Annotated in this window: 17 protein-coding genes; 10 read left to right on the forward strand and 7 right to left on the reverse strand. The window is 35.5% G+C overall.

All coding sequences use genetic code 11. The features are described 5' to 3' along the window. The first annotated feature begins 45 nt into the window (after positions 1-45). On the forward strand, positions 46-504 hold the full coding sequence (locus ACL9RH_RS13865; protein WP_422693962.1) for a hypothetical protein: 459 nt from the start codon (positions 46-48) through the stop codon (positions 502-504). A 176-nt stretch (positions 505-680) separates the two neighbouring features. Here ACL9RH_RS13865 and ACL9RH_RS13870 read toward each other — a convergent pair whose 3' ends face one another. Further along, entirely contained in the window at positions 681-1,217 is a 537-nt protein-coding gene (locus ACL9RH_RS13870; protein WP_422693963.1) for a gamma carbonic anhydrase family protein, read from the reverse strand. Positions 1,218-1,384: 167 nt separating this feature from the next. Here ACL9RH_RS13870 and ACL9RH_RS13875 point away from each other — a divergent pair, with 167 nt between their 5' ends. The 3 genes from ACL9RH_RS13875 to hemH are packed head-to-tail and all read left to right on the forward strand — an operon-like array spanning position 1,385 to position 3,847. Next, positions 1,385-2,263, forward strand: coding sequence for a NifU family protein (locus tag ACL9RH_RS13875; RefSeq protein WP_422693964.1), 879 nt, complete (start codon positions 1,385-1,387; stop codon positions 2,261-2,263). 6 nt (positions 2,264-2,269) lie between these two features. Continuing rightward, the gene (locus tag ACL9RH_RS13880) at positions 2,270-2,806 is read left to right on the forward strand and encodes an NADPH-dependent FMN reductase (protein ID WP_422693965.1); all 537 of its coding nucleotides are present in this window, start codon (positions 2,270-2,272) and stop codon (positions 2,804-2,806) included. A gap of 6 nt (positions 2,807-2,812) precedes the next feature. Further along, on the forward strand, positions 2,813-3,847 hold the full coding sequence (gene hemH, locus ACL9RH_RS13885) for a ferrochelatase (protein ID WP_422693966.1): 1,035 nt from the start codon (positions 2,813-2,815) through the stop codon (positions 3,845-3,847). Positions 3,848-3,935: 88 nt separating this feature from the next. Here hemH and ACL9RH_RS13890 read toward each other — a convergent pair whose 3' ends face one another. Together ACL9RH_RS13890 and ACL9RH_RS13895 are read right to left on the reverse strand one after the other, a co-directional pair. Beyond that, positions 3,936-5,888, reverse strand: coding sequence for a M4 family metallopeptidase (locus tag ACL9RH_RS13890; protein WP_422693967.1), 1,953 nt, complete (start codon positions 5,886-5,888; stop codon positions 3,936-3,938). 349 nt (positions 5,889-6,237) lie between these two features. Further along, positions 6,238-7,458 carry a type IX secretion system plug protein domain-containing protein gene (locus tag ACL9RH_RS13895; RefSeq protein ID WP_422693968.1) on the reverse strand — a complete coding sequence of 407 codons (1,221 nt, stop codon included), beginning with the start codon at positions 7,456-7,458 and terminating at the stop codon, positions 6,238-6,240. 71 nt (positions 7,459-7,529) lie between these two features. Between ACL9RH_RS13895 and ACL9RH_RS13900 the strand changes: the two genes are divergently transcribed. The 3 genes from ACL9RH_RS13900 (at position 7,530) to ACL9RH_RS13910 (ending at position 9,332) form a co-directional block, all read left to right on the forward strand. Then, positions 7,530-8,168 (forward strand): MBL fold metallo-hydrolase, encoded by a 639-nt coding sequence (locus ACL9RH_RS13900; protein WP_422693969.1) that lies wholly within the window; start codon positions 7,530-7,532, stop codon positions 8,166-8,168. 108 nt (positions 8,169-8,276) lie between these two features. Continuing rightward, positions 8,277-8,840: a hypothetical protein gene (locus tag ACL9RH_RS13905; RefSeq protein ID WP_422693970.1), complete on the forward strand. Its 564-nt coding sequence runs from the start codon at positions 8,277-8,279 to the stop codon at positions 8,838-8,840. 36 nt (positions 8,841-8,876) lie between these two features. After that, positions 8,877-9,332: a DUF7674 family protein gene (locus tag ACL9RH_RS13910; RefSeq protein WP_422693971.1), complete on the forward strand. Its 456-nt coding sequence runs from the start codon at positions 8,877-8,879 to the stop codon at positions 9,330-9,332. A 2-nt stretch (positions 9,333-9,334) separates the two neighbouring features. Here ACL9RH_RS13910 and ACL9RH_RS13915 read toward each other — a convergent pair whose 3' ends face one another. From ACL9RH_RS13915 to ACL9RH_RS13925, 3 genes are read right to left on the reverse strand one after another with little or no spacing between them, the layout of a single operon-like run. Continuing rightward, entirely contained in the window at positions 9,335-11,776 is a 2,442-nt protein-coding gene (locus ACL9RH_RS13915; protein WP_422693972.1) for a TonB-dependent receptor, read from the reverse strand. A 25-nt stretch (positions 11,777-11,801) separates the two neighbouring features. Then, complete coding sequence (locus ACL9RH_RS13920; RefSeq protein ID WP_422693973.1) at positions 11,802-13,283, reverse strand: trehalase family glycosidase; 1,482 nt, start codon at positions 13,281-13,283, stop codon at positions 11,802-11,804. 1 nt (position 13,284) lies between these two features. After that, complete coding sequence (locus tag ACL9RH_RS13925; RefSeq protein WP_422693974.1) at positions 13,285-14,514, reverse strand: MFS transporter; 1,230 nt, start codon at positions 14,512-14,514, stop codon at positions 13,285-13,287. 123 nt (positions 14,515-14,637) lie between these two features. Here ACL9RH_RS13925 and ACL9RH_RS13930 point away from each other — a divergent pair, with 123 nt between their 5' ends. After that, on the forward strand, positions 14,638-15,543 hold the full coding sequence (locus ACL9RH_RS13930; RefSeq protein ID WP_422693975.1) for an AraC family transcriptional regulator: 906 nt from the start codon (positions 14,638-14,640) through the stop codon (positions 15,541-15,543). Positions 15,544-15,833: 290 nt separating this feature from the next. On the opposite strand, the gene ACL9RH_RS13935 is transcribed toward ACL9RH_RS13930, so the two are convergent. Next, complete coding sequence (locus ACL9RH_RS13935) at positions 15,834-16,388, reverse strand: thioredoxin family protein (RefSeq protein ID WP_422693976.1); 555 nt, start codon at positions 16,386-16,388, stop codon at positions 15,834-15,836. 310 nt (positions 16,389-16,698) lie between these two features. On the opposite strand from ACL9RH_RS13935, the gene ACL9RH_RS13940 reads away from it, so the two are divergent. Beyond that, positions 16,699-17,295, forward strand: coding sequence for a TetR/AcrR family transcriptional regulator (locus ACL9RH_RS13940; RefSeq protein ID WP_422693977.1), 597 nt, complete (start codon positions 16,699-16,701; stop codon positions 17,293-17,295). Between the two features lie 370 nt (positions 17,296-17,665). Further along, the gene (locus ACL9RH_RS13945; RefSeq protein WP_422693978.1) at positions 17,666-18,826 is read left to right on the forward strand and encodes an efflux RND transporter periplasmic adaptor subunit; all 1,161 of its coding nucleotides are present in this window, start codon (positions 17,666-17,668) and stop codon (positions 18,824-18,826) included. The last annotated feature ends 21 nt before the right edge of the window (positions 18,827-18,847 follow it).

Raw genomic sequence — 18,847 nt, forward strand, 5'->3', positions numbered from 1 at the left:
CCTTGGCATCAATTTTGAAAATTCTTAAAAAGAAAAAAGTCTATTGTGAAAAATTTTTTACTTTCTATTTCCTCTATAGTATTATGTACTACAATCAGTTTAGTTTCTTGTACAAGTTCAAGAAATTTCAACACCAATCTTCCTGTTGATATTGCAGACCGACCTGCTGATGAAGACAGTCAGAAATATGATCAGGCTCAGTTGGATAAAATAAAGGCGTCCATAGAATCTGAAGTGTCGGGAGAAAAATGTACAGATGCCAGTGATTGGGCTTTTGCTCCAATGGGTGTTAAATCTTGCGGTGGCCCTCAACAGTATATTGCTTATCCAAAAAAAATAGAAGCTTCTTTCCTGGCAAGAGTAAATGAATATACTGATAAAGTCAGAGTTTTCAACGAAAAGTATAATATCGCTTCAGATTGTGCTGTAGTAGTGCCTCCAACTTCCCTTAAATGTATCAAGGGAAAGATCAGGATGATTACTCCGGACGATGATAAAAAATAAAGCAAAGGTTCAATATCAAATCGACAAAAGCTCCGTTATTATAAGGGAGCTTTTGTATTTTTTGTCTTATTAAATTCGGCTAAAAAGAATTTATAGGTAATTTCTAATAGTGACAATAAATTATAGAGTAAGTTTCCTCATACAATTCACCCTACTCCCACTCAAACTCTTCTACCCTACAACTCATGGTCTTTAACATTCTCTTTATACCAGGAAGAATATTTCACATAGTTATCTGCAATTCTATTGACTTCGCCTTCTAACAACTGAGCATTGATATCTTTTATTTTTCTAGCAGGAACTCCACCCCAAACTTCTCCCGATTTGATGTGTGTTCCCTGAGTAACTACAGAACCAGCTCCTACAATAGAGTTTTCTTCTACCAGACAATCATCCATCACAATAGCACCCATCCCGATCAGTACATTATCTTTGATCGTGCATCCGTGAACTATCGCATTATGTCCAATGGACACATTGTTTCCAATGTTCAAAGGGTGTTTCTGATAAGTACAATGCAACATTGCATTATCCTGAACATTCACCTTATCTCCCATTTTGATGTAATGAACATCTCCACGGATTACTGCATTATACCAAACACTACAGTCTTTTCCCATAGTAACGTCTCCGATAATAGTAGCTGTTTCAGCTAAAAAGGTATTCTCTCCGATCTGTGGTATTTTTCCTAAAAGTTTTTTTACAAGTGCCATAGTTTTAATTTGAAAATTTAAAATAAGCTTGTTTTGAAAATGATGATTGTGTACCTCCTAATTTTTAGTATCTAACTTCTAAATTAAAGCGATAGCAAAAATCTAACTCCCAATTTTCAGCTTCTAACTTCTAATGCGTATTTTTGTATCTCAAATTTAACGAAAAAATGCGTACCGTACTTATAGAACCTACTGAAAACCCGAAAGTGATGAAGTTTGTAGCTGATTACAATCTGATCCCGGGGTCTTTAGAACTGGACAGAGATTCAGATATCTCAGAAATTCCTTTGGCACAGGAGCTTTTCAATTATCCTTTTGTGGAAAGAATTTTCATCACCGCTAATTTTGTAGCAGTGGCTAAACAGGATACTATTGATTGGGAACATGTAGCTGAAAGTCTGAAAAATGTGATTGAGGATGAATTATTGGCTAATCCAAGAATTTATCTTCAGAAGAAAAAAGAAATGTATCAGATCTATGCTGAAATGACTCCGAACCCGAATGTAATGAAGTTTGTTTCCAACAAATTGCTTATGGAAGGTTTTGTGGAAGTAAAATCAAGAGATGCTGCTGGGGATGTTCCTTTGGCACAGGCTATCTTTAATGAGTTCGACTTTGCAACGGAAGCTTTTATTTCTGACAATTTCGTAGCTGTTACCAGAGATAATTCTGTAGAATGGCACCAAGTAATGATGTCCGTTCGTGCTCTTATTGCTGAATATCTTCAAAATGGAGGAGAAATTTCAAAAGTAGAACCTCAGAAACACGAAAATCCTGTTGAAAAGATCATCAACAGAGATTATACGGAAGATGAGCAGAAAATTTCTGATATTTTAAATGAATATGTAGCTCCAGCCGTAGAAAATGATGGTGGAAAAATTTCTTTAATGGAATATGATCAGGCTAACAAAACGGCAAAAATGCTTTTACAGGGTGCTTGCTCCGGATGCCCAAGTTCTACCGCTACTTTAAAGAACGGTATTGAAAATATTTTAAAACAATTCGTTCCGGATTTAGTAGAAAGAGTGGAAGCGGTAAACGGATAAAAAGTAATGGATTACGGAAAGAAGATCTTGGTAATTATTGGAAGTGCTACCCAACATTCCAGTAACCGGAAGCTCATAGAGCAGGTATTGGAAAAAAATATAGGAAACCACTTTCACATCTACAACGATCTTTCTGTTCTTCCCCACTTTGATACTTCGCTTACGGACTCTGATACTCCTGAAGAAGTGGTAAAAATAAGACAGGAAATTAACAATGCGGCAGGAATCATATTTTCTACCCCGGAATATATTTTCAGTATTCCCGGCAGATTAAAAAATGTATTGGAATGGTGTGTTTCTACCACCGTTTTTTCTGATAAACCTGTTGCTGTGATTACGGCTTCGGCTAATGGAGAAAAGGGACATGAGGAATTATTATTAATTTTAAAAACCCTTGGAGCCAGAATGGATGATCAACATCAGCTTTTAATAAAAGGAATAAAAGGGAAATTTGAGCCTAATGGCTCAGTTGAAAGTAATACCTTTGCCAGAGTATTACAATTGGTAACGGATTTTTCAGAATCTGTTTCATCATTAAAATAAAAAATATTGAATAATAAAGGAATTTTACTGGTCAATCTTGGATCACCGAGATCTACAGCTGTAAATGATGTAAAGGACTATCTTGATGAGTTTTTGATGGACGAAAGAGTGATCGATTACCGCTGGATCTTTCGTTCTCTTCTTGTTCAGGGAATTATTCTGAAAACAAGACCTGCCAAATCTGCAGAAGCCTATAAGACCGTTTGGACGGATGAAGGTTCTCCACTGATTGTGATTACAGAAAAAATCCAGAAAAAGCTTCAGAAAGTAGTAGATGTTCCTGTAGAAATCGGGATGAGATATGCCGAACCAAGCATAGAAACCGGAATTCAAAAATTAGTAGATCAGGGTATTAACGAAATCGTTCTTTTCCCTCTGTATCCGCAGTATGCGATGAGTACAACGGAAACGGTTATTGAAAAAGCCGAAGAAGTAAGAAAAAAGAAGTTTCCAAAGGTAAAGATCAATTATATTCAACCTTTCTATAACAGAGATATTTATATTAACTGTCTTGCTGAAAGTATTAAGGAGAAGCTTCCTGAAAATTTCGATGCGCTACAGTTTTCTTATCACGGAGTTCCGGAAAGGCACATTTACAAGACAGATCCTTCAAAAACCTGTAAAATTGATGACGCCAACTGTATCAACAGCCAGGTAGATACTCATAATGCTTACTGCTACAGACACCAGTGTTATAAAACTACGGAAGCTGTGATTGCTAAAATGGGACTTCCTAAGGAAAAAACAATTGTGTCTTTCCAGTCAAGGCTAGGAAAAGATAAATGGATAGAGCCTTACACGGATGAAACCCTGGAAACGATCCCTAAAAAGGGAGTAAAAAATCTAGCGGTTGTATGCCCGGCTTTTGTTTCCGACTGTCTTGAAACATTGGAAGAAATTTCTGTAGAAGGGAAAGAACAGTTTATTCATGGTGGAGGTGAAAACTTCCATTATATTCCTTGTCTGAATGATGAAGACCGATGGATAGATGTAGTTAAGATTCTTTGTGAAGAGAAATTGAATGATTTCTATTTGGTTTAGAATACATTTATTTTCTTTAAAAATAAACAAAAGGCCGCGGGAAAATCCCGCGGCCTTTTTACTAAAATATATTAAATAAAGATTCGGTTTATTTTTTAATAAGGTTTCCTGCTTTCTGCCCATTTACCATGACGATGTAAACTCCTGAAACAATATGAGAAGGAAGTTGTATATTAATTTTGTTCATTCCATCCACAATTTCTACTTTTTCAGAAATTTCTCTTTTACCGGATAAATTGATCAATTCTACAGTTCCTTTTCCTTCTTTACCTTCAAAGCTAATGGTAAATCTGTCTGTAGCCGGGTTTGGACTTATCGCAAAAAGAGGCGCTTCAGCTACTGCTGCTTTTCCTGCCGCAGATGTTCCTCCACCAACACCTACAGCGTTCCATGCGTTGGTAACTTGCTTTACTTCATTACTGCCTGCTCCATATAAATCTGCAGCTGCCTGAAGAGAAGATGTTCTTGTATTTGCATAGGTAGATGTAGAAGTCAAATAGCTGGTTAAAGTTCTGTAAGCAATAGCTGCTGCTTTATCCAAACCGATAGCAGAAACATTATAAGCAAAGCCTTTATCATTGGTTCCCGATCCTCCCGTTACCAGTAAGTAATACCAGAAGTTGAGTACTCCAGAATTGGTATGAACTCCACAATAATCATTAGCCTGAGTTGGGGTGGCACATCCTGAAGTTGTAGCTGTCTTCCAGTAAGTTCCCAAATACGTATCTGGCTGTCCATAGGCATTAGGATTCGCCATATTTCTAATGACATAGCTGAAATCTTCGCCCAGTGTCCAGCTTGCCTGCGTAGGTCTTGCCCAACGTTCGATAGTATTTCCAAAGATATCTGAGAAGCCTTCATTCAAAGCTCCCGGTTCTCTTTGATACACAAGATTGGCTGTTTTAGAAGTCATTCCATGGGTAATTTCATGACCGCAAACATCAATTGCTGTTAATGGCTTCCCTCCGTTGGTACTAGAGCTTCCATCACCATACGTCATTCTAGAGCCATCCCAGAAAGCATTAAAGTAATTGGTTGAATAGTGTACATAAGATTTGATAGCAAAATTGTTATTATCTATACTTTTTCTTCCGAATTTTGTATAAAAATAATCTACTGTCATTTCCGCTCCCCAGTGAGCATCTGTAGCATACTGATCTTTATTGGTATTCACGTTATTCCAGTTGTTATCAGTATCTGTAAAATCTACGGCAGAAGCGTAGCTGGTTCCTTTTTTCAAATTATAGGTTTCTACTGCTGTTCCTCCGTTTCTTCCGGTTTCTCTCAAGCGATAACTGCCATTGTAAGAATCGGTGGTTATATTTCGGGTTCCACTGTAAGCGGTAACGGCTGTTCCCGGGCTATTCACATCATGGATCAAAGCATTTACTCCTAAAATTTTACCGTTTTTGGCGTCTACATATACATATTGTCTTCCTAATGGTTTTTCTGAATAAATATCAAATTTGTAAGCCAGTTTCAAATCATTCAGTTTTTCATCTGTCGGATCTGAATAATACACCATTTCACCCTTTGGAGTGAAGGTTGCTTTATCATCATTAGATTCTTTTTTAATAAAATCTTCCTCTTCTTTGTTCTGCCATTTATAGGTTTCTGCTCCTACAAATGACAAAGCATTCTGCAAAGCTACCTTCTCAGAAATATTGGCTTTTTTCTCCACAGATTTTGAAGCCTGTAAAATCCATTTTCCTGTTTCGCCTACAATTTTACCATCTCTGGTTTGTACAGCCATCATCCCGTACTCTACAGGAATATCATTAATGGTCTGCTGAAAACGATGGGTTTCAAATCCCAGTTCATCTTTTTCCTGGCCCAATTTTCGGGCCTGGCCTTGCGAAAGTCTTTGAGAAGCTTCATCAAACAAAACAGGACTTCCCTGGAACGTAGGAGCATCTTTCTCGAATCGTAAAAATTCTGCATGTAATCCACTTGTACCCGGAACTAATTTTGAAGGCGTGTTTTGTGCAAAAACAAAAGAACAGGCAGCAACATTGGCTACTAAGATAAATTTTAGTTTCATAATAATATTTGGTTGGTTGTGGATACGAATTTATAAACTTTCACAACATAAACGCTTTTTTATTAAACAAAATTCAATAGAAAAAATAAATCAATAAATAAACCATAATGATGATTTTAAAAAGAAGAAAATATTTTAAAGATAATTTTACTACAATAAATATTTCTAATTAATATATTTAATTAAAATCAAAATTTTGTGAATTATTTTTTTTCACATCATTGTGCATTAAAATATTTCAAGAATAAATTTCCTCATATTTTTAAAAATCATGCATAAAATAAAGGCTACCTCCAAAGAGATAGCCTGTTTTATAATTACTACAAGTAACTGGTTTTTAAATAAAATATTACCGCTTATTACCTATAGGTGTTCGGAATTCTCCATATCCTATCAATCCATCATAATTTCTTCCAAAAGGAGCATAATATAAAAACGCCTGGTATAAGTTTTCGGTTTGCCAGAAATTACCGTTTACTTCTCCAAAGTTTAAAGACCCGTTGCCTTCTTTAGTCGCCAGAACATAGTTGTAGAAACCTTGCTTTAAATATATTCTGGCTACATATTGCTTGGTAGCAGCATCATACTGCATCTGATTTTCTTTACTCGGAAGAAAATTATTGAATCCTCCCAATACATAAATTTCTTTATCTACAGGATCTGAATCGAGATAGAAATACACCCATGAATAATCTGCTTCTCTTTCGGCATCTCTTTCTCTTCCCAAATCATTTCTTCTATAATACCAAGCACCGTTTACGTCGGGTTGATATTGATAATTTAAAGGAAAGGCCCACACCGGATGTAGATAGGTTTGATTTGTATCATCTTTGATTTCTGTTGCTCTCACCATATCTGCCGCCATATTCATATTTTTATTATCGAAATAATAAAATTCATTATCACCCGGAAAAGCAAGATTCATCTGTTGGAAAAGAATTTGGTTTCCTAAAACTGCACTTGCCTTCTGATTGGTGATCATCATATTCGGATTGTTATTCTGCATCACGTTTAGAGTGATTGAGTTAACATTTGACGAAATATCTCCTCCTGCAGGACTTGCCTTTACTTCTACCCTCTGGTTGATATTAGGATTTTTGGCATCAGCAATTCTTGAGATATTCAATGCCATAGAAACCCCGTTTTCCACTAAATAGAATCTTCTTTTGAAAAGCGGTTTGTCCACAGAATCTTTATACACAATCAGTTCATAGTTTCCTGAAATTTTGGGTTGTATCTTATCATTGGGAAAGGTAAGCTTATAGTGAGTGTATGCCTGCAATGTATTGAAGGAATATTGAAACTGATCAAGAAGCGCATTCATACTTCCGGTGGCAAATTCTGTAAAGAAAAGGTTATCATCATTCCAGTTTCTGTCATAATGCTTGATGGTATACCTGTAAATTTCACTGCCATTGTTAAGATCATCAAAGCTTAAAACCAGTTGTTCTCCCTGCTTAATTACGGGAGTTTCGTCATTGGTTTGGGGATTGAACAGCTGAATACTTTGGATCTTCTGTCCAAAAACCAGCCCACCCAAAGAGAGTAAGAGTATTCGCAAAGTTTTCATTATGACGAAGATAACGAAAAATAGCCATTTTCTTAATAATATCGTATTTTTGAATAAAAAATATTCAAAGTATGCTCCAGATTCAAGGCTTCGTATTCAATTTTGCAAGCGAAAATACTTATATCATTTATAACGAAAATAAAAACGCCTGGTTAATTGATCCGGGAAATATGAGTCCACAGGAAACTCAGGCAATCAGTAACTTCATTACTGAAAATGGGTTGAACATTCAAAAGATTCTTTTGACGCACGCTCATATTGATCATATTCTTGGGCTTCAATGGGCTTTTGATACATTTAAAGTACCGGTAACCCTGCACCAGGAAGATCAGGAAGTATTGGATATGCTTCAGGCAAGTGGTGTACGTTTTGGTATGAAGATCGATCCTGTAAATGTAGAAGTAAAGTATGTACAGGAAGGCGATGAGCTTGAACTGGATGGGGAAAAATTCAAAATTTATCATGTTCCGGGGCATTCTCCTGGAAGTGTGGTTTATCATAATGAAAATCAAAAATTCATGATTTCCGGAGATGTTTTGTTTGAAGGAAGCATTGGAAGAACAGATTTGTATAAAGGAAATTATGATCAGCTTATCAACGGAATCAAGACAAAACTTTTTGTATTAGACAATGATACACAGGTATTTTCCGGACATGGAAATCCTACATCGATTGGTTTCGAAAAGCAGTACAATCCATTTTTAAAGTAAAAATTACTATTCGTAATATTATAAAAATTAAACCCTGTTTTAAGGAAATGTTCAATATATTTCTTTACAAACAGGGTATTTTTATTTTAAACATGTCAATAATCATTAATGGAAAACTCGATAAAAATAGGAAATCGTTACTATGATATAAACTCTGAGCACTTCTCGCTGGAATGGGGAGAGTCCTTAACAAATTTCAATGAGTTATCTTATCTGAAACACTTTCCTAATCTTACATCTGCCACTTTTACCAATACAAACCTCAATGACGAAGGTTTGGCTCATATATCAAATTGCAGAAGAATTTACAATTTGAATTTACAGGACACTGAAATCACAAATGATGGCCTTAAATATTTACAGAATATAACATTACTTCAACACCTTCGATTAAAAGATAACCTGCAGCTAACAGACGAATGCATCCCACATTTGATAGAATTAGATCTTTTGCTGGATCTGCAAATTCAGGAAACATCTATCACACAAAAGGGATTGAAAAAATTAACGGCTTTAAAATACCTGGAAAAACTTATCATTGACGTCAGGAAAGATAACTACACATTTGAAGGTCTTTTACAACTATCTCGCGATCTTCCGGATTGTGAGATTTTAGCAAAAGGTGACGGAGCATTCTGCAATGGTAAATTTAATGGGAAGTGGAAGCATTAGAATCTGGTGTGGAAAATAAAAACAAATGACCATCGTATGAATAAAGCATACAACATACAGCAAATTGATAATGTATTTGAACTCTTATTATCAAGTTCATCTTATATAAAAGAAAGCTGGAATGACTATTTTGATGAGGAATACAAAAATAACCAACTTCGTCTTATGTATTTTGATATGACAGCGATAGGTGGTTTTGTAGTAAAACTATTTCAGCAGAAAAAAACGAAAGATCTTCATTTATTTTTTGATAATGTTGAGCTGATTCTTCATGACGCGGATTCTGAAGTAAAAAATCTAATTTTAACAGGATTAATAGAGGGAATTCAACAGATATGTCAATATGAAAATATTGATATTCGGTACGAATTTGACAACTACTTTCACCCTTTAACCAAAAGGAATTGGGATGAAATAACAGCTTTCTTTACATTTGATAAAAAAAAACCGCCAGAAAAATTTCTGACGGCTTTCTCTGTTATAAAGAAATAGATTTAGAAGTCTAAAGTAATAGAAGCTCTTGCAGCCGCTCCCATAATTGGTCTGGCCATTCTGATATTTCCCGATACGGTTTGTGATCTTGGATCTCCTTCTGTAATACCGATCGTATTAAAGATATTGGTTCCGTCTACAGCAAAGCGTATTTTTCCTAACTGATAAGACATTCCGGCTCCAAATTCTGTAAACGAAGGCAAAATGTTATCATCTGTGTTCCCTTCGTTCTGGAAGCGTTTTCCATAATAATTCATACTTACGTAAGCTCTCCATTCTTTGGTGATATTAACAGCCGGAGAAATATTGAAATAGAATTTCGGAATTCTTCTTACCACATTTCCATCATAATCGAAAGTTGTTCCGTCTGCATTTCGCCCTGTAAAATCTTTATATTTCGGATTCTGGATTGTTCCATTAAACGCTATTTCTAAGATATTATTAAATAATCTGGTATATCCTTCAATTTCTACCCCAAGATTGGTTGTATTCGCAAATTTATTTTCTGAAGTTCCGTTGGAATATACATCGGTAAAGGAAAGATTCTTCAGTGCAGAATAAAATGGAATCACAGCAATATCAAATGTACGCGAATAGTATTTGTACCCAATTTCCAATTGATTGGTTTCCACAGGTTTTATTTGGCTCAGATTTGTCATATTATTATAATATGCTTCTTCATTTGGAGATCTGAAACCATTGGAAAATCTGGCATATACTGCATTTTCTCTATTGATCTTATAATTAGTAGCCACTGTATAAGAAACTCTGTTTACATCATAATTCCAATAGGTATATTTATTTCCGAGAACAGCCATATTATCATCTGCTGTTGTAGTGGCAAAACTATGAACTCCATCAGTTGTTAATCCGGAATTGTTCAGGTTAGCTGTTGTTGTATTCACTCCGTATCCTTTATAATAGTCACGACTGTAACGCATCCCTGCATTGAAGCTCCATGCATCTGTAATATTATAATCAAAATTCAAGTATATATCGTTCAAACTTCCCTGAATTTGAGAATTTCTGATAAGGAAAGACATATTGGTAACCCCATTGTAGGTTTTAGAATATCCATTATCATTAGGAGTAAGAGAAGTATCTACAAGATTTAGCAGCTCGGGACGATCTGTTGCGGTAGTAAGAATATTACTCCAATTCCAGTATTGCTGAGATTTCCAGTTAGATTTATAAAATCCTGCGGTAATATTTCCTTTATCAAATTTATAATTGAATTGAAGGTCATTCACAAAATTATTCATCTTTTTGTCAATAGCCCAAAAACCGAGTTCCTGAACATTGGCAGGATTTACAACACCTCCTGTACTGACTAACGAATACTGGTAATTGTTTCCGGTAATCCCTTTATCCTGGGCAAACTGAGCTGCTGATTTTGGACCTCCCGCAGGGAAGATTCCTGTATAATTCATATCAATATTGGTATATCTGGTTTTGTTCAAAACACTGATATTATGTCCAAGATCGTATTTAAATTCAGCTCCAAGTACATCTACTCTTGGGTGAATCCCATCTTCCAGATTTCTGTTAAAAAAACCACCTCCGGCCTGAGGAATATTCAACTGGCTGATTGCTCTGTAGCTGTAGGTTCCATAATTAGGATCAAATCCGTTAAATCCTTTTAATTTATCTCCATCCTGCGTTAAAGGAATAGGTAAAAAGAAGGTATTTCTGTCATCCAGTTTTTTGTAATATACTTTAGCATACCCTTTATCGAAGACATATTTAAGATTCATTCTCACCTGTCCTCCGTTATTGGCTTTAAATCCTGTTTTTCGGATTCCGTCATCGGTTCTGTAAAAACCACCGACATTAAAAAACAATTTATCTTTTACTAAAGCACCTCCCAAGTTAAGATCAGTACGCATCAAACCATAAGTACTGGTTTCCAGTTTTGCCGTTCCTTTAAACTCGTTACCTCCTTCTTTTGTAATAAAGTTGATAAGACCTCCCGGAGAGTTATTAGCATAAATTGAACCGGAACCTCCTCTTAAAGCTTCCAGACGGCTTATCGAATTATCTACACGGAAGAAATTATCCGCATTGGCAAATTGAAGTGCTCCATCTTCAAATACCGGAAGACCATCTTCCTGCACCTGTACAAATTCATACGCACCGGCAGAAGGAATACCTCTTGCAAAAAGGTTATTTCCTACTTCACCTCCTGAAGTTTCCACCGCAAACCCTGGCACTCTCTGCAATAAAGCAGCAGCACTGATTGGGTTTTGCTTTTGAATTTCCTTAGAACTGAATGTGGAGATCGCAGTACTGGATTCTATTTTTTTCTTTGGATTTGAGTTTCCTGTGATTACAATCTGATCGATAGAAGAAACTTTTGCAGAATCCTGCGGTGTTTCCTGCGCATAAGCATTATTAAAGTATAATGTAGCTGTTGCGGCGATTAAAAAGATTGATTTTTTTTTCATAGCCTTGATTTTTTTATTGTTAGTTTCAGTTTTGTTGTAATTGCAAATACACTCCATTTGTCCAACCAAATCCATCCTGATTAGGGTATTCCCCTCCGCCTGCTATTGTTTCTGTATCTAATGCGTTGTATTTTTCCATCAACTTTCCTGTGTTTTTGTAGACTCTTTCTACATTAGAACACCAGTTGTTTTTAATTTTTTCTGCCAGATCATCGAATCCGTAATTTTTCATTGCTTTAAAGCCAAGCCATTGATAAGGTGCCCAGGCATTGGGTAAATCCCACTGCTGTCCCGATTTTTTGGTAGTCGTCACCAAACCTCCCTGGTATAAAAACTTCTCCGAAACAGCTTTTGCTACAGCTTCTGCCTGTTGATCATCTGCTATTCCAAGGAATAAAGGGTAAAGAGCAGCAATATGTTCAGACGGTGTTTTTGTGTTTTTTATAATATGATAATCTTTGTACATTTCCGTATTTTCATCCCAGAAGTATTGGTTGATCATCTGTCTTCGCTTTGCTGCTCTTTCAATGAAATAATTTTCTTTTTCAGTACGATTCTGAAGGGCTGATGATTTTGCTAAAGTAGACTCCAAATGCCATAAAAGACAGTTCAAATCAACTTCAGCAAGGTTCAGCGTTTCTATCGTCTGTATATTTTCTCCGTCTGCAAACCAACGGCTGGAAAAATCCCACCCAGATTCGCAGCCACTTCTTATATTTCTGTAAAATTCTTCTCCTGAAGCATTTTCTTTATCTTCAATATCGATTAAGTAACTTTCAGGACGAGGGGCATTTTCTGCATCATAGTAACGATTCAGAATATCACCTTGAATTGTTCTCACCACTCTCTTTATGCCAGAACCTTTTTCAACATCCTCTTCTCCATTCATCCAAAATGCATATTCCTTTTCTAAAGTATCATGATATTGAATATACAGGTTTTCATTCTGAGTCGTTTCAACAAGCAGATCCAACATCAAAGAAAAATAAGGAGGCTGTGAACGGCTCAAAAAATGAGTTCTGCTCGCATTGGGAACAAAGCCAACATTTTGGATCAGGTAAGAGCAGTTTTCAACAATATTCTCCATCATTTCTACTCTACCGGAAACCTTAAGACCCAGCATTATAAAATAGCTGTCCCAGTAAAAAAACTCATTGAAACGTCCTCCCGGAACGATATAAGGTTTTGGTAATTTCAAAAGAGTTCCTTTTTCTTCATATGCTGTACGGGTAAGTTCGTCCCACAGTTTTTCAATATGTTTTTCAATGGGAAGATGTTCTTCTCTATGAATAGAAACTCTGGCTCCAAGAAAATCAAAATGGCTCATTACAAAGCTCTTCAGGTCGAAACCTTCAGTATCTTTTAACTGCTGATAATCTTCATTAATCTTAGAAACAGGAAACAAAGGAACTGCATCCGTCATCATTTTTTGATCTTCAAAGATTTTGGATCTCTGTACTGCATCAAAAAGGTCTTTAATTTCGTTGATATAAAGCTGGTTACTCATTTTATTTTTTAGGATTTATTTTTAATTTATTCATAAAAATCGCTGATATGATCAGTAATGAAAGAGGAATCAGTGAAAGGTAAAATGCCTGCTGTCCACTAAACTCCTGAAACACAAAACCGGTAATAATAGAACCTACTGTTCCCCCGATTGCTGAGAAAACGACAATCAATCCGGACATTGCGCTGTGTAAATATTTAGGAATGGAAGCCAGAATCACAGAGTTGATACTCGGATAGATCGGAGCCAACAAACCGCCCATTAATGGAAACAGATACACTACTAAAGGAGCATTCAGCCAATTGGTTGTTTCATCAATATGAATATGGTGAGTAAGCGGTAACACTAAAAGTAAACTTACCGCAAAACCAATCACACAGAATGACACTACGTAAATCCAGCTAAACTTCTTGGAAAAGAATCCTGATAAAAATCTTCCCAACGCAAAGGCTCCCGCTAAAACAGCTCCTGCCTGAATACTCATTGAAGTTGGAACTTTTAAAATTTCTTTATAAAAAGTGGGTGTCCAGGTCTGAAAGCTTTGTTCTACGAGTACAAAAAGAAATGCACACAGTAAAAAGCATAATACTTTTTTATAACTGAACAGACTTGCACTGTTTTTTAAATCTCCTAAAAGATCTGTTTTCTCACTTTTCGCTTCTTTTTCATTCAGCTTTGAAAAGAACAGAAACAAAAAAGACAATGCCGAAATAGCTCCCAATACCCAATACACGTTAAGCCAATGAGTAGATTTCGGATTATGATCATCTATATATAAACTGAACAATACATTTCCTGCCAATACTCCAATCATGAAAAACCCTTCAAGAAATCCCATAAAGCTTGAATGTTCCTTATCCGTTTCTGTCACCAATCCGATGGAAGTAAAAACTGATATCTTAATTAATGCGAAAGAGATTCCCACAATACAGAACAAAAGTTTAAAAAACCAAAAGTCGTTGGCAAACGGCATCACGAAACACATACAGCTTACCAATAGCAAGGCTGTCAACATGGATTTTTTGATTCCGATTTTCGGAAGAAATGATGCCAAAATAAAAGAACATATGGCAATAGGAAGATCTTTGAAACCTTCCAAAACACTAGCCGAAGATTTTGAAATTCCAAAATTCTGCTGTACCTGCAGAATGACTGTTCCTACAGAATTCAGGAGAATTGCAAAGACAAAATAGTTTAAAAATAAAACGGCCTTGATGTTAAGATTTTTCATTCAGGTTATTTCTTGTCGGCTAAGATAGAAGCATTTCTGTTAACGATAATTTAACACAGTAAATGAATATTTGAACTATATTAATATAATTAGTATTTTTAATGATTAAATATGATTAATTAAATGAAAGTTACTTTTGAACGAGTGATTCCCAATGAGAAAAGTTCATTCCGGACTATTCACAACAACTCTCCTATTTCAGAATTTAAATGGGAGTATCATTATCATCCGGAAATTGAGCTCGTATGTGTCATTTCCGGGAACGGAACCCGCCACGTAGGTTATCATAAAAGTAATTATACCAACGGAGATTTGGTTCTGATCGGTTCTAATATTCCTCATTCAGGATTTGGGTTGAATTCTATTGATCCCCATGAGGAAATTGTTCTGCAATTTAAAGAAGAAATTCTGCAATTCCCCCATCAGGAAGTAGAGGCAAGATCTATTAAAAATCTTCTCGAGCTTTCAAAATATGGTATCCATTTTCATCAGAAAGTAAAAAAAGCCATGCTTCCAAGACTAAAGCTGATGCTGGAATCGGAAGGATACAAAAGATATCTGCTGCTGCTGGAAATTCTTTTTGAACTTTCAAAATGTAAAGATTATGATCTTCTCAACAAAGAAATTATGCCGTATACCATCATTTCAAAGAATAAAAACCGACTTGAGAATATTTTTACCTATGTAGAACATCATTATGATAAAGATATTGATATTGAAGAGGTTGCAAAACTAGCCAATCTGACTTTACCGGCATTCTGTAATTTTTTTAAAAAAGCAACACAAATTACTTTTACCGAATTTGTAAACCGCTACAGAATTAATAAAGCCTGTCTTCTGATGGCGCAAGACAAATCTATCTCCGAATGCAGTTATCAATGTGGTTTCAATAATGTTACCTATTTTAATAGGATGTTTAAGAAATATACGGGGAAGACTCCTTCAGAATTTATCAGGAATTATTCTCACAGCAATCTCAATGTAGATGTAAAAGCTGAAAAGGAGACTAAGACGAGAGTAAGCTTTTGATAATATTTATTTCCGAGAGTTCTCGTGGTTATACTAAACATTATTTTTGTCCATTCCATAGGAATTTTCAGAAGTTTATAATAAAAGAATGCAAGCTGTCTTAAGGTTCCTACGGAATGGCAAATTAGATGGGAAAAATTTACAATGAATTAAAAAACAGGATCATTTGTCGAATTTAAAATAGAAAGCCCAATACTTTAAACCAACAAGAAACAAAAAAGCCACTCCCAAAAGAGCAGCCTTGTATTATAATGAATAAAACCAGTAACTGAATAACTAGTAACCAGCAATTATTTCCATTTAATATTACATCCCATACTTGGTCTTTGAATTTCTTCTTGAGGTTCTCCCGCCAAAAGATTTTCAAAAGCAATAATCAGGTCTTCTCCGGTTACATCTTTATTATTCCCCGGTCTTGAATCGTCCATCTGACCTCTGTAGACAAGATCCAATTTATCATCAAAGAAATAAAAATCTGGTGTACAAGCAGCGTCGTATGCTTTAGCTACAGCTTGACTTTCATCAAATAAATAAGGGAAATCAAATCTTCTTTCAATCTGAAATTCAATCATTTTTTCTGGAGAATCGTCCGGATATTTTTCAATATTGTTTGCATTAATGGCGATAAATTCAATTCCACGCTCATTATAATCTTCGTACAATTCATTGATCTTATCGATCACGTGAAGCACAAACGGACAATGGTTGCACATGAAGATCACCAACGTTCCTTTTTCTCCTTTCAGCTCTTCCAAAGACTGAAGTTCATTCGTTTTTGACGGGTTAGGAAGTTCAAAAAACGGAGCTTTTGTTCCTAATGCCAGCATATTTGAGGGAGTATTCATATCCTTATTTCTTTACTGGCAAAGATAGATATTTCTTTTATTAATTAGAAAGATGACTTTTTCATTTTTAATAAGGTAAGAAAGTTGGAAGCTGAAGGAGGGAAAATTTTAGGAATCAAAAATAGTTATAGTCAAATTCTATTAATAGTATTTTTTTAACCTCAAACAACTTCCAGTAACCATTTTTATAGACTCCCGCCAACTGATAAACATCTTCCATAAACCATCTTTTGAGTTTAAATGTATAATATCCTTTGGAAGTTATATTAAAAAGTTTGTAGTTTTGCTAACGCTGTTAGTAAAAAATATCATGGGCTTACACGAACGTCGTCAAAGAGAAAAAGAATCCATCCGAGCAAATATTTTGCAGGCTGCTTTCACTTTGGCCAAAACTGAAGGCTGGGGATCACTATCTATGCGAAAAATAGCAGATGCTATTGAATATAGCGCACCGGTAGTGTATGATTATTTTGAAAACAAGGAAGCCATTCTATTTGAGATCTCTCTGGATGGTTTTCACAAGTTACATATAGAGTTATTAAAAGCTCAGCAAAAACATGATACTCCAGAAGAACAAATGGTAGCGATTGTAGATGCTTATTGGAATTTCGCTTTTAATAATAAAGAATATTACCAGCTTATGTTTGGTCTGGGAATGCAATGTTGTGGTAAAGGGCAGATGAAAAAAGAATTTTCGTCGTTCCAGGAACTTATTTTTGAATGTACCTACGAGATCATTGAAAAGAACGGTTCTAATCTGGATAATGCCTGTCACATGTCTCACGCATTGTTTTCTGCTGTACATGGTATGATCTCTATTATGATGATGCGTAACGCAGACATCCCTTCTACCATGAACAAAACGACTTTAGACGAGACTGTTTTGGCTTTTATTAAGTCTTTATAAATTTTTTTTGAATTAAAAATTAACACCGTTAGGAAATTTAACATTGAATAAATCAATCCAATTCGTGTTTATCCTGATTAAAAATTAAGATTATTGATGTAAGATCATGCAGAATTATAAAGTAAAGGTAACTCTTTTTATCTTATAAATTAACACCGTTAGCAAAATTAACATACATACACCTCATCTTTTATATATAAAAACCAACATTAAACAATTTTCAGTTATGGAAACTATCGACTCTATTACACATTAAAAATTCTGTAAATTTTTTTGAACTAATCATTAACACTGTTAGGAAAAAAAACAGCATTTATTTACAAGTAACATTACTTAAATCTAACACTTCATTAAAAAAATTAAACCAAAAATGAAAATACCTGGAAAAACAAGGTTTATTGTACTTATTGCAAGTATAATTCTTTTACAGAGCTGTACCAAAGCCGCAGAAGGATCTAATGCCGCAATGCCAGCACCCGAACTTCCGGTTTATACCGTTATTACATCTCCCGCTACTACATATCAGGAATTTCCAACTGCTCTTGAAGGTAAAAATAACGTAGAAATCCGATCTCAGGTTGACGGATACCTGGATAGAATTTACGTAGAAGAAGGAGCTTATGTAAGAGCCGGACAGCCTTTATTTAAAATAGATTCAAGAAGCTACGGCGAACAAATGAATATGGCTCAGGCTAATCTTCAGGTGGCTAATGCTAATATTCAAAAAGCAAAAGTAGAAGTTGACAGACTTCAGCCACTTGTTGCCGCAAAAGTAGTTTCTGACGTACAACTTAAGACTGCAAAAGCCAATTATGAAGCCGCGGTTGCCGCAGCATCTCAGGCCAGAGCATCTGTAGGAAGCGCAAGAATCAATGTAGGATTTACTACTATTACCGCTCCAGTAAGTGGATATATCGGTAGAATTCCTTATAAAAAAGGAAGCCTGATCTCAAAAGCAGATCCTAATCCGTTGACTCTTCTGTCTGATATCAGTGAAATCTATGCTTATTTCTCTCTGAGTGAGCTCGACTTTATTGCTTTCCAAAATAAATATCCCGGAGCCAATCTGGAAGAAAAATTGAAAAATATGCCAATGGTTGATTTAGTGATTGCTGACAACAGTACTTATCCTGAAAAAGGAAAGCTAAGTATTGTAGACGGGCAGTTTGATAAAACAACCGGAGCAATCAGTGTACGTGCTGTATTCCCTAATGCTAACGGAACTTTAAGAACCGGAAATACAGGAAGAGTACGTATGCCTCAACTTCTTTCCAATGCCGTGGTTATTCCTCAGGAATCTACATTTGAGATTCAGGATAAAACCTATGTTTATGTAATGGATAAAGACAAAAAAGTAACCGGAAGACCGATCAAGATATCTGGAAAAACAGACAGTTATTACTTTATTTCCGAAGGACTTACTCCTGGAGAAAAAATTGTATTCACAGGGATTGGAAGCTTGAAAGACGGTGCATCCATCAGACCGAAAAATATTTCTTCTGACAGCTTATTAAAAGCAAAACCACTTTAGTCCTTTCCGAATACAGAAGAC

Origin of the sequence: Chryseobacterium sp. Mn2064 (genome assembly GCF_049319685.1) — a bacterium.
Taxonomy (GTDB): Bacteria; Bacteroidota; Bacteroidia; order Flavobacteriales; family Weeksellaceae; genus Chryseobacterium.